Annotated in this window: 5 protein-coding genes; 4 read left to right on the top strand and 1 reads right to left on the bottom strand. The window is 69.9% G+C overall.

What is annotated here, in order from left to right; genetic code table 11:
• Nucleotides 1-299 precede the first annotated feature (299 nt).
• The 4 genes from U9J39_RS15385 to U9J39_RS15370 all read left to right on the top strand — a co-directional run bounded on the left by U9J39_RS15385 (nt 300) and on the right by U9J39_RS15370 (nt 13,792).
• On the top strand, nt 300-905 hold the full coding sequence (locus U9J39_RS15385) for an SRPBCC family protein (protein WP_115713242.1): 606 nt from the start codon (nt 300-302) through the stop codon (nt 903-905).
• A gap of 152 nt (nt 906-1,057) precedes the next feature.
• Entirely contained in the window at nt 1,058-2,008 is a 951-nt protein-coding gene (locus U9J39_RS15380) for a LysR family transcriptional regulator (protein WP_115713243.1), read from the top strand.
• Nucleotides 2,009-2,127: 119 nt separating this feature from the next.
• Nucleotides 2,128-2,931, top strand: a complete 804-nt coding sequence (locus U9J39_RS15375; RefSeq protein ID WP_115682471.1) for a putative hydro-lyase — start codon at nt 2,128-2,130, stop codon at nt 2,929-2,931.
• 184 nt (nt 2,932-3,115) lie between these two features.
• Entirely contained in the window at nt 3,116-13,792 is a 10,677-nt protein-coding gene (locus U9J39_RS15370; protein ID WP_326347438.1) for an LWXIA domain-containing protein, read from the top strand.
• A 22-nt stretch (nt 13,793-13,814) separates the two neighbouring features.
• Here the strand turns inward: U9J39_RS15370 and U9J39_RS15365 are convergent, their stop codons facing one another.
• The gene (locus U9J39_RS15365) at nt 13,815-15,338 is read right to left on the bottom strand and encodes a Fic family protein (protein ID WP_115713245.1); all 1,524 of its coding nucleotides are present in this window, start codon (nt 15,336-15,338) and stop codon (nt 13,815-13,817) included.
• Nucleotides 15,339-16,185: the final 847 nt, after the last annotated feature.

Here is a 16,185-nt window from a genome sequence, read left to right as displayed (position 1 = left end):
GAAAAATTGATTCCTGTGCTGAACGCCCGTGAATGCGCGGCTGGCGCCGTTTCGTCCCGTGGCGCCATCGCCACGGCCCGCGGGTTTTCCCCGATGCCGGGGCGGCGTGCGCGGGGCGCAGCCGCGAGGGCATAAGCATACGGCGCGCCAGCGCGCACGGGTTGGCCGCGGCCCTACGGAAACACGTAGGGCCGGTCGGTGCGCGGCGCGGCCGCTACGAGCCTTCGGTAATGGCACATGCCGCCGCGCTCGGCTAGGCTTGCACCCATTGCCCCGACCGTGCGCGTGCCGCCTAGCCTATGTCAATGATTGCCCGCCTGACCCTGTCCACGCTCCGGCTCGCCGTGCCTGCGCTGCTGCTGGCGTGGCAGGCGCCGGCGCACGCGCAGCTGATCCCCGTGGAGCGCTCGGTCGAGGTGCTGGCCGATCCGGCGCGCGTCTGGGACCTGGCCGGCGGCTACTGCGCGGTGCCGGACTGGGACAGCCTCTACAAGGACTGCCGCGTGGTGCTGGGCAGCGGCAGCCCGGGCACGGTACGCCGCATGGCCCACAAGGCCGGCGGCCTGCCTGCGGTCGACGTGCTGACCGACAGGGGGCCGTTCTCCTACAGCTACCGCAAGCTCTCAAGCCATACGCGCGGGCGGCTGCAGGCAGCGCCGGGGCAGGACGTGGGCACCACGCACGTGACCTGGCAGATGTGGCTGGACCCGTCGGCCGTACCCGACGGCGCGCGCGCCGAGTATCCGGCGGCGCTGGGCGACGACATGCTGGCCGCGCTGCAGCGCCTGAAGGCGCAGGCCGAAGCGGCGCAGCATGAGGCCGAAGAGGAGGCCGCGCGCGGTCCGGCACTGATCCCGCCGCGCCAGCCGCCGACGCCGTCGCAGCCGTCGCCGCTGGGGGCGTGAGCGCGGCGCGCCGGCCATGCTGCGCGGCAGCATGGCATGCTCCCGAGCGCTGCTATCAAACGCTTGTTTGCCGCCGTGCCATCGCGTAGATTCTGTGGCTTGGATTCTGTCCTGATGCGCCGCCGCAGCGATTGTCCCGCCTCCCATCGCCCATGAATCTGCGCTTTCTCGAAACCTTCGTCTGGGTGGCACGCCTGCGCAGCTTCCGCCTGACCGCGGAGAAGCTGTTCAGCACGCAGGCCTCGATCTCCAGCCGTATCGCCGTGCTGGAGGAAGACCTGGGGGTCAAGCTGTTCCTGCGCGATTCGCGCGGCGTCACGCTGACGCCGGAGGGCCAGCGCGTGCTGGAGTACGCCGAGAAGATGGTGAACACCATGCACCATATGCGGCAGTCGCTGGACCGTTCGCGCGCCATTGCGGGGCGCGTGCGCATCGGCGCGATGGACTCGGTGATCCATACCTGGCTGTCCACCGTGGTCAAGCGCGCGATGCAGGCCTACCCGGCGCTGGAGATCGAACTGACCGCCGATGCCGCGCTGAACCTGTGCGACCAGCTGCAGAAGGGCTATCTCGACGTGATCTTCCAGACCGACCTGCTGCGGCTGGAAACGGTGCGCAATATCGAACTGGCGCGCTACCCGATCCGCTGGATCGTCGCCACCGGCTCGGCCTGCGACCGGCCCTATGCCTCGCTCGAAGAACTCGCCGCCGAACGCGTCATCACCTTCGTCAAGAACTCGCGCCCGCACCAGGACATCCTGAGCCTGTTCCACCTGAACGGCGTGGCCTCGCCGCGCATCAACTGCGTGAACTCGGTGGCGGCGATGACCCGGCTGATCGGCGACGGCTTCGGCATCGGCGCGGTGCCGCCGGCACTGGTGCGCAAGGAGCTGGCCGACGGCACGCTGTCGGTGGTGGACGTGGAGAACCATCCGCCCGCGCTCGACATCGTCGCCTCGTGGCGCATCGGCGCAGGGCTGGAGGTCAACGAGTCGATCGTCGGGCTGGCCACCGGCGTGGTGGCGGAGTTCTGTGCCGAGGTGGGCGAAGACATGGCGGTGGCGGCGCAGCCGCAAGCCGCGGGGCCCCACGCGGGCTCGTAGTCATCGGATTCCTTTATCGCGCTCGATCCGAAAGATTTGTTGGACGCCGGCGCCGGCGGGCGCCCAGAATCGGCAGGTCAACCCGACTTTGCGCGCCGCCCGGCGCCTGCCTGCCGACCATGAACCAGCCGCTCCAGCACGCCGCCTCGCTCCTGCCCGAAGACCCCGCCGCATTGCGCCAGCTGATCCGCGCGGGCCGCTACCACGGCCATACCAGCGGCCTGGCGCGCGGCCACGTGCAGGCCAATATCGTGATCCTGACGCGCGACTGGGCCTATGATTTCCTGCAGTTCTGCGCGCTCAACCGCAAGGCCTGCCCGCTGATCGACGTGACCGATCCGGGCGACCCGGTGTTCCGCAACCTCGGGCGCGATGTCGATATCCGCACCGACGTGCCGATGTACCGGGTCTATCGCAACGGCAGCGCGTACCACGAGACCACCGGCATCACCGAGCTGTGGCGCGACGACTTCGTCGCCTTTGCCATCGGCTGCTCGTTCTCGTTCGAGCAGGCGCTGCTGGCGGCCAACGTGCCGCTCAAGCATATCAACCTGGGCCGCAACGTCGCCATGTACCGCACCGCCATCGAGACCCGCCCGGCCGGCCGGCTGTCGGGCAAGCTGGTGGTGTCGATGCGCCCGCTCAAGGCCGCCGATGCGATCCTGGCCACCGAGATCACCGCGCGCTACCCCGACGTGCACGGCGCGCCCGTGCATATCGGCGACCCGCGGCTGATCGGCATCGAGGATATCGAATCGCCCGACTACGGCGACGCGGTGCCGCTCGACGCCGATGAAATCCCGGTGTTCTGGGCCTGCGGGGTCACGCCCCAGGCGGTGATCCGCGAGGCGCGGCCCGAGATCTGCATCACCCATGCGCCCGGCTGCATGCTGGTGACCGACCTCGACAACAACCGCCTGTAGCCAACCTGCCCCGCGCAGGCCCTACGAATTCCCATAGTTGGCCTGCGCCGCCGACGCGCGCAGAATCGGCGCGCATGATGCCCGCGGCTTGCCCGCTGCTGGCGCGTGGCCGCGGCCGCGTGCCAGGGCATCGGCAACCGTCTGACCTGCCGGCACGCGCCGGCCTCGCCAGGAGACTTGCGTCATGCTGGATTTCATGGATGCCATCCGGGCTGCCGCGCGCGCGGCCGCCGAGGCCGCGGCCCGCGCCGCCGCCGAAGCCGCGCGCGAGGCGGCCGAACGCGCCGCCCGCGAAGCCGCCGAACGCGCCCAGCGCGCCGCCGAGGCGCGCGAGACCCAGCGCCAGCAAGACACCCAGAACACGCAGCAGGCGCAACAGTCGCAACAGTCGCAACAAACCCAACAAGATCAGCAGGCCAGGCCCGCGGACCAGCCCGACAAGCCGCAGGCGGTGGTGGTGACGCCGGCGCTCTACACCGCCAACGCCCCCGGCGCACAGTCGCCCAAGGCGACGCAGGTCGATGCGCCGGCGCCGGAAAAGCCCAAGACCGACCCCGCCGAGGAAGCGCGCAAGAAGAAGGAAAACGATGCCAGGGCGCTGACCGATGGCTGGCAGCAGCAAGCGCAGGACGCCTATGACAAGGTGGTGGCCGATCTCGACGGCCGCGCCATGACCGACAAGCAGTGGCAGCCGCTGGGCCTGAAGTACGGCAACGTGATGGGCGGCGCGCAGAACGAGCTGCGCGTGGCCGCCAACAACGCCGCGGCCACCGGCGGGGATGTCAAGGCCGCGGTCGAGGCCAAGGCCGAGGAGATCCGCAAGCGCTATGACGATCCCAATGTCGCGCTGAATATCGAAGAAACCAAGACGCAATTCCTGAAGAACGAGAGCACGCAGCAGGCGCGCGACACCCAGGGCGCGCGCTTCAACGTGGTGCTGGCGCAGGAAAAAGAGCAGCAGGCCGCCGCCAGGGTCGACCAGGAACAGGCCGCCTACCTGAAGATCCCCGGCGGCATCCGGCGCTTCGAGCTCGAGGCCGACGACCAGCTGGTGGCCGCGCGCGACGCCCACGAGCAAGCACAGCAGGAACGGGTAAAGGCCGAGGATACCTTCCTCGCCGCCATGCAGAAAGAGATCGACACGATCGCGGCGAACGGCTACAAGCAGGACGCCGACCAGGCGCTGAAGGACCTGCGCAACGATCCGCACGACCGCACCCTCTCGATGGCGGACCGCTCGTACGACCTGACCCTGGCCAACGGCAAGGTCGGCGACGCCGACGCGCAGCTGCAGGCGCTGGCGTCGGGCCAGGGCGTCAAGGTGCCGGACAGCTATCGCCAGCAGGCGGTGCAGGACCTGAAGGCGCGCTACGGCACCGACGGCGGCATGGGCCAGCTGATCGACCGGATCGACCTGCGCGGCCGCATCGCCGGCGAGATGGACCACCTGACGCCGTCCACCGAGTTCGAGCGCAAGCTGGCGCAGAACGACCCCACCACGCTGGCGATGGCGCAGGCGCAGGGGCTGACGCTGGATCCCCAGGCCAAGACCGATCCCAACGCCGCCACGCCGCGCGACCTGCCGCAGGCAGAGCGCGCGCTGATGGAACACAACCCGGCCGGCTACGTCATGTACAAGGCGCTGGGCGCGGACAGCCTGGTGCCGGACGCGGACCTGCCGGCGACCGACCCGGCCCGGGCCGCCTACGACAAGGGCGTTGCCGAGAAAGGCCTGCTCGGCTACACCGTCGAGCAGCTCAAGGCGCGCAGCGAAGACCCCAAGCTGAGCCAGGCGCAGCGTGACCAGGCCGCCAGCGGCCTGAACCGGATGCTCGGCTTCATGGAGGGCTCGGTGCCGCTGCGCGTGGACGCCATGACCCGCGGCATCGCGCAGAAGCTGGACCGCGGCGACGTCACCGGCGCGCTGCAGATCCGCAAGGCCGGTGCCGATGCCGCGCAGACGCCCGAGGAGCGGCAGCTTTACGTCGACGTGCACAACGACCGCTTCAGCGGCGACCTGTTCAAGGCGCAGATCGAAGCGTCGATGGACAAGGACCTGAAGAACAAGACCCACGACGACCAGGGCCGGCCCATCATCGGCCAGGAGAAGATGTACGCCGACAAGGTCGGCGTCTACCTGCAGGAAGTGGCGCCGCACCTGATCGAGGAAGACGCCGGCACGCTGCTCGATACGGTGAAGACCGAATACAGCAACGACTGGACCGGGCGCAACAACAGCCAGTCGCCGGGCTACAACGACTGGGACGACTTCTATCACGGCCTGTCGGCGGTGGTCGATGCGGCCGATGCGGGGTATTACGCGCGCAATCCGCAGGCCCAGGCCGGCACGGCCCCGGCCGCGACCGGCACGGCCAGCTGGCTGACCGACCGCGACAACGAGGTCAGCATGCTGATGATGATGAACCAGGGCGGCTCGTCGCGCCAGGGACGCATCTACGGCGGGGCCCAGGACGCCGCCGCCAAGGGCCACATCGGCCTGTCGGCCGCTTTCGAGCAGTCGCTGAAGTCGAGCAAGGAGGCGCCGGTGATGTCCGACGTCTACCTGCGCAACGCGGTGCAGCGCGGCAGCGAGGACTACGCCGGCACCGACGAGGCAAAGGAAGCCAACCAGCGCTTCGAGCTCGACAAGGACGAGATCCTGCGGCAGACCTTCGACAGCCTGGCGATGCGCAAGGAAGCGCTCAGCGCGAAGGCCTCGGACGAGAAAGGGCTGTCCGAAGCCATCGCGCTGGGCGCGCCGCAGGGCGACGCGAACGCAATCCGCGAACAGATCGCCGACGATGCGAAGCCGGGCACCACCGTCAAGGCCATCCCGATGTACGTGGCCGGCCCCGGCGGGGTGCCGTACCAGACCGCGGTGTTCGAGTTCGAGGGCAAGGACGGCAAGACCCTGTGGGTGGACGACCAGGGCGCGGTCTACGGCAAGGAGGAGCTGGACGCAAAGCGCGATTTCCAGGAAAACAACCTGCTCTCCGACAAGGGCACGGTCTACTTCGCCGAAAACCTGGATCTTGGCCGTGACGGCCACGTCGACTACGCCGCGATGGACGCCCATATCGTCACCACCAGCGAGAAGGTGTGGGGCTGGGTCAACCTCGGCGTGGCCGCCGTCGGCGCGGTCGCGGGCGGGGTGCTGGCAGTGGCCTCGGGCGGCACGCTGACGCCGCTGGTGGCCGCGGCCTGGGTTGGCATGGTGGGCAGCATGGGCTACGGGGTCGGCACCTCGTGGGCCGCGCTGGACAATATCTCGGACCATGGCCGCTCGGTCAATCCCTTCGCCAGCCAGGAAGCGATGGCGCAGTGGCTCAACGTCGCCGGCTCGCTGGCCGGCATGGGTGGCATGGGCCTGGCCAAGACCGGCGCGCTGGCGATGAACGCCGGCACCCGGCTGGCCGGCGGCACCAACCCGCTGCGCCAGATGGCGGGCGGCATGCTGACCCACAGCGCCGGCCACTACGGCAGCGCCAGCCGCGTGCTCAATGGCGTGGGCTTCGGCATCGGCGGCGTGCAGACGCTGCAGCAGGCCGCCATGTTCGCCGAGCATGGCAGCGAGATGAGCGTGTCGGAGAAGCTGCAGAACGGCGCCATGCTGCTGATGGGCGCCACGCAGATGCTGCCGATGGCGGTGCAGAAGCGTATCGGGGAATCCGTGCGCGACGGCTACCAGGCCATGCGCGGGCGCGGCGCCGGCGATCCAGCCGGCATCGGCGGAGCGGCGCGGGGCGTCGCACCGGACGCGCTGGGCGCGTACCGCGACGGCGATGGCGTGCCAGCCGCGACGCGGCCGACCACGCGCCAGGCTCCGGCCGGCCGCGACGCCGAGGGCCAGCCGCTCGCGCGCACCGATGCCGACGGCCAGTCCGGCCGCTCCGGCAGGCAGGCCGACGGTGAACCCGCCCCGGGCGCAGCCAGGCCCGCGACGCCGGCGCGCAGCAACGGCGGCCGGCCGACCACCGACGGCGCTGCCACGCCGGCGCGCGACCTGCGCACCCCGCACCGCCTTACGCCCTGGCAATCGGCCAGGCTCAGCACCGCCGCGGCCTTCGACATGGCGGTCACGCGCGGGACGATGCTGCAGGAACGCGTGATCCACGGCATGATGGACCGCGCCATGAGCCGCGCCATGGCGCGCTACGTGACGGAATCCGCCGCGCGCAACCCGTCGGGCGAGCGCGGCGGCGGCCGCACCGACGCGCCGGTGGCGGCGTCGCGCCGCCGTGGCACGCACGGCACGCCGGCGCCGGCGCGCGCGCCGCGCCACCCCGCGGGCGAGGGCGAGGCCGGCGTGCAGCGCCGCACGGTGAGCCACGGCCCCGCGGTGGTGGCGCATGCCGACGGGCCCGAAGCGCCCGCGCGCATGTCGCTGCGGCAGAACGCGATCTCGCCGCTGGACAACGTGCTGTGGATCGACGGCAGCATGGAGAACATCGGCGTGCCCTACGGCGCCGAGATGGCCGCGCGCGCGCTGGCGGACCTGGACTCGGTGATGATCGTCACCGGCCCGCTGACCGCCCATGGCCGCGCCGAGACCAACGGCCCGGTTGGCGCGGCCTCGCTGGGCGCCTACCTGGCCTCGCTGGGCAAGGACGTGGTCTATGTCACCGACCGCGCCCATGCGCGCACGCTGCGCAAGATGCTGCGCCAGGACCTGAACCAGCCCAATGCGCGCGTCGAGACCTTCTCGGCACGGGACTTTGCCAGCGCGGGGCGCCAGTCGCGCGCGCTGCTGGCGATGCACAAGCCGCAGGCGGTGGTGGCGGTGGAAGTGGCCGGGCGCAACACCAACAACGAATACCGGCTGCAGAACGGCGAGCGGGTGCGCGGCAATGCCATGCTCGACCAGTTGCTGATCGACGCCAACGACATCGCCGACATGGTCACCATTGCCGTGGGCGACCACGGCAACGAGGCCGGCATGCGCGCCGCGCGCGACCGCCTGCTGCGCGACATGACGGTGACCGAGCAGCTGGCCGACAGCTGGTCCGACGTCGGCGCCGACCACCTGGTGACTGGCATGAATTCCAACCTGGCGGCGCAGGCGATCGGCTTCGGCGTGCAGCGCGCGCTGGGCCGCGACAGCGGCATGCCCAGCGTGGAAACCGTGGGCGCGCTGCTCGACACCATGGCGCGCCACAAGGCGCGCGACGGCGTCACGCTGGAAGTTGGCGCCACCAGCGTGCGCGGCTACGACAAGACCGTGCAGAAGGGGGTCTACGAGCTGCTGCAGAAGGCGTCCGAGCGCCTGCCCGCGGGCCTGGACATGGCGCAGCTGTTCGAGGGCATCCAGCGGCGCTTCCTGCCCGACGGCATCGACCCGGCCGACTTCGGCATCCGCGTGCAGGACGATGCAATCGTCATCACCGCCTTTGATTCCAGCAACGGCGGCCTGCTGGCCGCGCAGAACATCGCGCGCCACACCTATGCCATGACCGGCAAGGCAGTGCAGGTGGTGGCCTTTACCGACCATGCCGCCGGCACCTACGGCGGGCGCGAGCGCGGTGACCTGGTGAACCTGGTCCATGCCGGCGTGATTGCGGCGCAGAAGGCCAGGGGCGCGGTCGACCTGTTTGCCTGCAACACCGCCTGCACGGCGTTTCCCGAGGCGCTGGCCGGCACCCACCAGGCCAAGGTGGTCAACCTGATCATGCAGACCGCGCCCAAGATCGTCACCGAGGGCGGGGCGCGCCCGGTGGTGGTGGCCACGCCCGGCACGGTCAAGCTGCACGCCTACCTGGAAGCAGTGGCCGAGGCCAGCGGCGGCAGCGTCACGGTCAAGGAAATCGGCGCGACCGAGTGGGCCGATGCGGTCAACAACCTGATGCACCTGGCCGACGGCAAGCAGCTGGAACAGCTCAAGGGGCTGGTGGCCAAGTACATCAACGCCGAGCAGATCCCGGCCGACGCCACCTCGCTATGGTTCTGCTGCACCCACTACCCGGCCCTGGAGACGCTGGTGCGCCAGCAGCTCGATGCCATTGGCCGCAGCGACGTCAGGCTGATCGACCCGATGCAGTACCAGGCGCGCAAGGGCGTGGAGATGCTGGTCGACCAGGGCCTGATCGACCGCAGCGCACTGCTGGAGCAGCCGCTGGACCCGTCGGCGGTGCCCGACGACAAGACCCTGCCGACCATCGTCTTCACCACCGGCCAGCCGTCGCGGGTGTCCGGGCTGGCGCACGCGATGGGGCGGCGCCCTGATATCCGCGTGTTCAAGACCGCCTTCGGCGAGGCCGCCGACGTGTCGCCGGCGCTGGCGCTGGTCGACGGCGGGCGCCACCTGTCGCCGGTCGACCGCGTCAGCTTCAACTACATCGGCCGCGGCCTGCGCGAGTTCTACATGCCGGGCGGCGCCGAACGCGCGGCCGCGTCGCTGGAGGACGCCGGCAACGTGATGCTGGTGACGGGCTTTTCGGTGGCCAAGGACATGCCCGAAACCGACGGCCCCCCGGGCACCGCGGAACTGGGGCGCGCGCTGCGGCTGCGCGGCAAGCAGGTGACCTACGTGGTGGATTCGGCCAACCGGCCGATCCTGGAAGGCATCCTGCGCGAGATGGGCGAGCCGCTGGACAATATCCGCGTGTTCGATGAACCGATCGCCAGCGCCGCCGAGCCGGCGCGCGCGCTGTTGCGCGAGGTCGGCCCCGACCGGGTGATGGCGATCGAGCTGCCGTCGCGCAGCGCGCGCGGCACCAAGCACAATATGCGCGGCATCGGCATCGACGACTTCAACCCGGCGCTGGACCAGATCGTGCTGGAAGCCAATGCCATCGACGGCATCGAGACCCTGGGCGTGGGCGATGGCGGCAACGAGGCCGGCATGGGTGGCGTCGGCGGGCTGATCCCGCGCGCGCTCGACGGCAGCGATATCGCCGCGGTGGTGCCGGTGGACCATGTGGTCACCGCCAGCGTGTCGAACTGGGGCGCGTACGCGGTCTCGGCGCTGCTGCTGCGCCGGGGCAATATGCCGGAACGCTTCCAGAGCCCCGAGGAACTGGGCCGCGTGCTGCAGGCCGCGGCCGATGCCGGCGCCGTCGACGGCGTTTCGCGCGAGCGGGTGGCAACGGTGGATGGCTTCTCGACCGAGGTGCACCAGGCGGTGATCACGTTGTACGGACGCGCTGCCGCCGGCGGCGAGCCGCGCGGACCGGGTGCCGCGCGCGCCCCGTTGCCGGGCGGTCCGGCGCTGGCGCGCACGCCGCTGGCCGACGCCGCCGAAGCGGTGGTCGCGCACGGCGGGCAGCTGCCGCGCAAGGCCGCTTCCGCAAGCCGCGCCGATGACGCGGGCAGCCAGCCGGCGGCGATGCCCGCGGCGCGGCCGGAGATTCGCGACGGCAGCTGGTCGGTGCGCGACGGCGCGCCAAGTCGCGGCGCGATAGCGGCCACTATCGACGGCATCCATGCCTCCGGCGGGCGCCTGGCCGGCGTGCACTACGTGGTGACCCATGGCGATGGGCTGTCGGTGCCGCTGCGCGCGGGGCTGCCGGAAGCATCGTTCCTGTCGCTGCAGCAGGCCATGCGCGAGCTCGGCCCGGCGCTGCAGGCAGGGGGCAACTTCCGCATCGCCATCGTTTCGCAGCGCGAGGCGGCGCGGCACGGCGCGGTCGACGCGCGCAGCGTGATCGGCACGGTGCCGCTGTCGTTGCGCGGGCACCAGCCGCACGCGGACGGGTTTGCGCTGAATCCGGATTACCACGGCGAGATCCGCGCCGCGTTGCCCGACGACTTCCGCGCCGGCCTGCCGCTGGTGCGCCAGCAGGACGGCCGTCGCATCGACGTGCTGGCCCGGCTGGAGCAGTTTCCGCGCGGGCGTGCCGACCTGGACCTGGCCCAACAGGCCGGCCAGAAGACCTTTGGCGACGAGGCGGTGGCGGTGTCGGTGCCGCAGATCCCCGGGCATTTCACGGTGCGTGCCGAGGGCCTGTTCGGCGGCATCGCGATGCGGGCCGGCGACGGTCCGGCGTCGTTGATCGACGCCACGGCGGTGATCGACCGCATCCGCTCGCACCCGGACTACCAGCAGGGCATGCCGGTGGTGCTGTACGGCTGCTACGGGCAGGACGGCGCGGTGTCGCTGGTGCAGCAATTGGCCACCGGCCTGAACGCGCGCGTCTACGGCGCCGACGGCCGGCTCGACGTGGATGCATTCCGCGCGCCGGGCAGCGACCTGGCCTATGGCGCGCGCCTGCGCGTGGCCGCCGACCCTGCCACCATGGCCGGCTCGGGTGCGCCGGTGCATGTCCGGGACGGCGGCCGCTTCCACGGCGCCATGCCGGCGCTGCCGATGGTATCCGTCACCGGCGGCGGCAAGCCGGTGCGCCAGCCTGGCACGCGTGCCGCGGGCGATCCCGCGCCGGCCGGCTGGCAGCAGATGCCGGACCGCTGGGCCGAACTGGCGCTGGGCGAGCCGGCGGTGCGCGTCAACGCGCCCAGGGATCATCTGGTGGTAGTCGGCGCCGTGCGCCCGGAGGGCGGGCTGCGGGGCGAGGGGGGCGAGAGCGTTGGCGCCCATGAGCTTGCCTTCCTGCTGGCGCACGACTGGGAGCCCGGCCAGCCCATCGTGCTGGCGCTGGACGGCGCGCATGCACCGCAGGGACGCATGCTGGCGCAGCAGGTGGCCGACGTGATGGGCACCGAGGTGCTGGTGCCGGAGTTCGCGCTGCGCCGCGGCGCCTACGCGCAGGATCCGGCCAGGAGCCAGATCGACCTGGCGCAGCCGGGCCGCTGGCGCCGCCTGTCGCCGCAGCCCGATCCCTACGCCGGCCACAGCTTCAAGATCGACCACCACGGCAACGTGTTCCTGCGCCGGCCCGATGGCACCCGCGAACGGGTGCAACTGGAAACCTACCTCGGCCCGCGTCTGGGCAGCGGCGGCGCCAAGACCGTGTTTGCGCTGGGCAAGGACCTGGCGGTCGGCATTGCCAACGAAGCCTGGCTGGGCGACATGGTGCACGGCGAGCGCGCCGCCATGGCCGAGGCCGCCGGCACGCACGGGCTCAAAACCGTGCGCAGCTTCGGGCCGGCGTCGTTCGAGGCGTTCGGGCGCCCGGCCATCGGCTATGAACGCTACGCGGCCAGCACCAAGGACTTGTTCGACGCCGCCGGACAGTTGCGGCCAGAGCATGCCGCCTTGCTCAATGGCCGCACCGCGCGCGATATCGCTGCGCTGGTCGACACCATGAAGACGCGCAATTTGCACCTGGGCGACGTGGAGTTCGCGCTGTTCCCGGACGGTACGGTGAAGGTGGCCGACCTGACCCATGTCGAGACCGGCTCGGATGCGTCGCAAGGGAGCGCGGTGTACCGCATGCTGGACCGGATGCAGGAAGCAGGGCGCGCCAGGGGTGACGACGGCACCCGGGGCGGCGAGGGCGCAGTGGTGCGCGCGACCATCTCGCATGGCCCGGCCGGCAATGCCCCGCCGCCCGGCAGCAATGGCCCGCGGCCGTGGAAGGTGCGCACCGCGCTGGCGGTGTCGGCGGCCGGCACCTTCGCCGCCGCCTCCGGCGCCGCGGCGATCTCGGCGCAGACCGGTGCCAACCTGGTGCTGACCAGCGCCGGCTGCTTTATCTACCGCGGCAGCGTGGCGATGGGGCGCACCGTGCATGCCAACAAGGTGATCCGGCGCGCCGGCACGCACACGCCGGCCGATATCGCCTGGCTGCGCCGCGCGCTGACCGAGAAGCCCGGCACCGCGGTGTGGGGCATCAACGACAAGAACCAGCAGAAGTTTGCCAAGGCGCTGGACCAGCTGGAGGCCTACGCCCACCACGCCGACAAGAAGGACCTGGCGGAGGCCCCGGACAAGATCCGCGAGGCGCAGGCGGTGATCGGCACCATCGGCGCCTCGCTGCTGACGCCCGATACCCGGGCCGGCCAGGTCAACGACGCGCTGCAGCTGACCACGCTGGCGATCAACAACGGCAACACCATGCTGTGGTTCGGCGAGCACGGCGTGACCCAGATCGGCGAGCCGCTGACCTACAGCAGCGCGGTGTTCCTGGCGGCCAATTCGGTGCTGAGCACGGTCAACTTTGCCGCCCGCGCGGGCTATCACACCGGCCTGTCCCAGCCCGCGCTGCTGGGTGCAAGGCTGCGCAAGTTCGTGATGAATGCCTATTCGGTCGGCGCGGTGCCGCTGGCCGTGGCCGACATGGTGCATACCGGCGGCGTGGTGGGCGCGATCGAGGCGGGCAGCCTGGCGGTGTTCGGCATCGGTGCGCACCTGCAGTCGCGCAACGAGCAGAAGCTCATCAATGCCGAGAAAAACCGGCTGGCGAAGGCCGCCGATCCCGACGCCGTGGACAAGCCGGTCACGCCATGGCTGGCGCAGAAATGGGATTTCTTCGGCCGCGCCATGCCCAAGGGGCTGGTGCTGCTGGGCGGCGGCGTGATCGTCAACTTCGGCGCCAAGATCCTGGTGGAGCTGCTCAAGGACGAGGACAAGGGCGCGCCGCGGCCAACGCCGACGCCAACGCCGACGCCGACGCCCAGCGGCGGCCCGTCGACCCCGCCGGCGCCGCCGAAGGAGCCACCGAAAGAGACCCCGGCAGAACCGCCCAGCGAGACCCCGAGGGAGCGCCCGGCCTCCGGATCGGTACGGGTGCAGCCCTACAGCCCGGACCACGTCGCCGGTTCCACGCTATGGGGCATCGCCGGCGCGCATCTCGACACGCTGCTGTCCGACGGCCAGAAGGCCGAGGCCCGGGCGCAGGCGATGACGCCGGACCAGCAGGTGGCCAACTTCGCGCTGCGCGAACTGATCAACCTGAATCCGCGCTATCGGCTGGCAGACAACCCGGACCACCTGGAGCCAGGCTGGGAGCTCGACGTGACGCGATAGGGCATCGGGGGCGCCGCTCGCTTCAGCGGCTGCCGTGGCGCTCCAGGTAGTCCGCGAACTCGTCGCGCACCACCGCTTCGATGCGCGCGAGCTCGTCGTCGGTGATGTCCTCGAACAGCTTGCGCTTGCGCCGCGACAGCTCGCCGTGGTTCTGCACGACCAGGTCGATCAGGTTGGACAGCCGCGACTGGCGCAGGTCGAGCCAGCTTTCGAGCCGGGTCACGCTGGCGTCGTAGGCGCGCAGGTACTGGATTTCCTGCGCCAGGTCCTGCTCGACGCATTGCTCGATGCACTCGAACACGAATTCGCACAGCGCGGTGGCGTCGAACGAGGCATAGAGCCAGTAGGGCTGCGGCGACTTGATCAGGATGGTGTCGCTGTCCGCATCCAGCGCGTAATTGAGCAGCGCGGTACGCGGCGCGGAATAGGCCTTGAGCAGGCCGGCGTAGACGTCGAGCTGCTTGAGCATGCGCGCCGACACCGGCAGCACCACGCCTTCGGGCGTGACGCCGGCCTGGCGCAGCAGGTGGTGGATCAGGAAACGATGCAGGCGGCCGTTGCCGTCATAGAACGGGTGCGCAAAGACAAAGCCGAACGACACGCACGCCGCCACCACGATCGGGTTTGCCGCGTGGGATTCGACCAGTGCCGCGACCGCGGCAATGCCGTCCATCATCGCGCCCAGCTGCGCCGGCGGCGGCGGAATATAGTCCGCGATATTGCGCAGCCGCCCGCCGCGAGACAGCCAGTTCTGCTGGTCGCGGAAGCTGTATTCGGCGCGCAGGCCGGAGATGATCTCGTTCTGCCATTCGCACAGCTGCGCTTCGGTCAGCGGCGCGCGCTGGCCGGCATATTCCAGCAGCCGCCGGAACTTGGCGACGCGCTGGTTATCGGGAATCTCATGCTCGATCGAATACGTGGAGCGGGTCTCGGCCAGGTAGAGATAATCCACCGCGCGCGCCAGCAACTCCGGCTCCAGGCGCCGGATGGCGCTGCCCACACGGCCGGGCAGGTCGGCGGCAATCCAGCGTGCGAGCTTCTCGGTACGGCGCACCACCGGGCAGAATGCCGCCGGCCCGAGGTGATTGTTCTGGATCCCAAACTGCAGGTCCGGCGTTGACGGGCCGGTCACGTATTCCGCCTCATCCAGCGCCAGCACCCGCGGCGCGCCGGCCGGCAGCTTGTAATCGAACTGCGCCCCGGCCAGCCATTTGGCATAGAAGGCGCTCAGCCGGGCATAACGCGAGGTCGGCGTGGCCGCCAGCCAGGCGCGCACATCCTGCACCGCCTGGGGCTGCTCGAACAGCGCCGCCAGCACGGTCAGGTCGAGCTGTTCCTTCTTCAGCGCAAAGGTCAGGTGGTCCACCGTGGTGTCGCCGCCGCGGTAGCGGTTGCGGGGGTAGACCGTGCGCGTGGTGCCATCCGGGCCGGTATGCGTGCTGAGCACGCCGGTCTTGTCGCCGAGCGCCGAGGTGCAGCGCAGCGGCGGCACGCGCAGGCCGAACTGGCGGATCAGGGCGTCGTAGCCTAGTGGTGCATGAGCCATGCGGAGGTCGGTGAAACGTGGGGCTGATGCCCGCGGAGCTTACCATAGCTTCTACCGGACTTACCAAAACATCTACTTCGCGCCGGATTCTGGCAATTTCATCTATGAAGCCGGCGCGCCACCGGGGCAGGCCAGCCGGCCAGCAGGCCGGCTTTACGAGGCGCTCTACTGCGCTTGCAGTTTTGTCTATTCCAGGCGCAGGCGATGACGTTTTCGTCTACATGGGTCAACCGGCGCCGCCAGCGGCCAAGGACTTGTAAATGGCACCTGAAAATGACAGCCTTGTCATAATCAAGCCGTATTGCCACATAATCGCCGGCATGGCCCAAGGAGTAGCTCAGGGTTTTCTCTGAGTTTGCCAATTAATCGGCGTAAAACCCATTTCGGTTATTTGACCAACTCCATTTATCGCCTATAACTGCAACTACATGTTGCGGCCGATGTCACGCACCATGCCTCAGCCCGCCAGGTTCGCCTGCGGGCATTTTTTTTATATGTCGGCACGAGATTAATCGGAGGCATTTAGCCTGAATCTGCCGGGGCGGCGGGGGAAAATCATGACAATTCTGTCATCATGACGCTGCCGTCATCATGACAATGTTGTAATGATAATGCGCCATTGTGACCGCGCCAGATTCAGAAGCAATACTCATTGATGTCGGAGGGTGCGCCGGACTTCCCCGCCAGCAAAGGGATTGCAGCCGGCGGTCGCTACCGCCGCCGGGTTTTGCATACAGCTTCTGATGCGGTTTTGTCGTGAATATAAGGCGCCCATCCATGGCCCGCATTAATTCAGTGAAAACCCTGCCCCGGCTTTCGCTTGACTTCGTTGATATATCACATACTG

Source organism: Cupriavidus sp. SS-3, assembly GCF_035818815.1.
Lineage (GTDB): Bacteria > Pseudomonadota > Gammaproteobacteria > Burkholderiales > Burkholderiaceae > Cupriavidus > Cupriavidus taiwanensis_C.
This window is presented reverse-complemented; position numbering and strand designations above follow the sequence as displayed.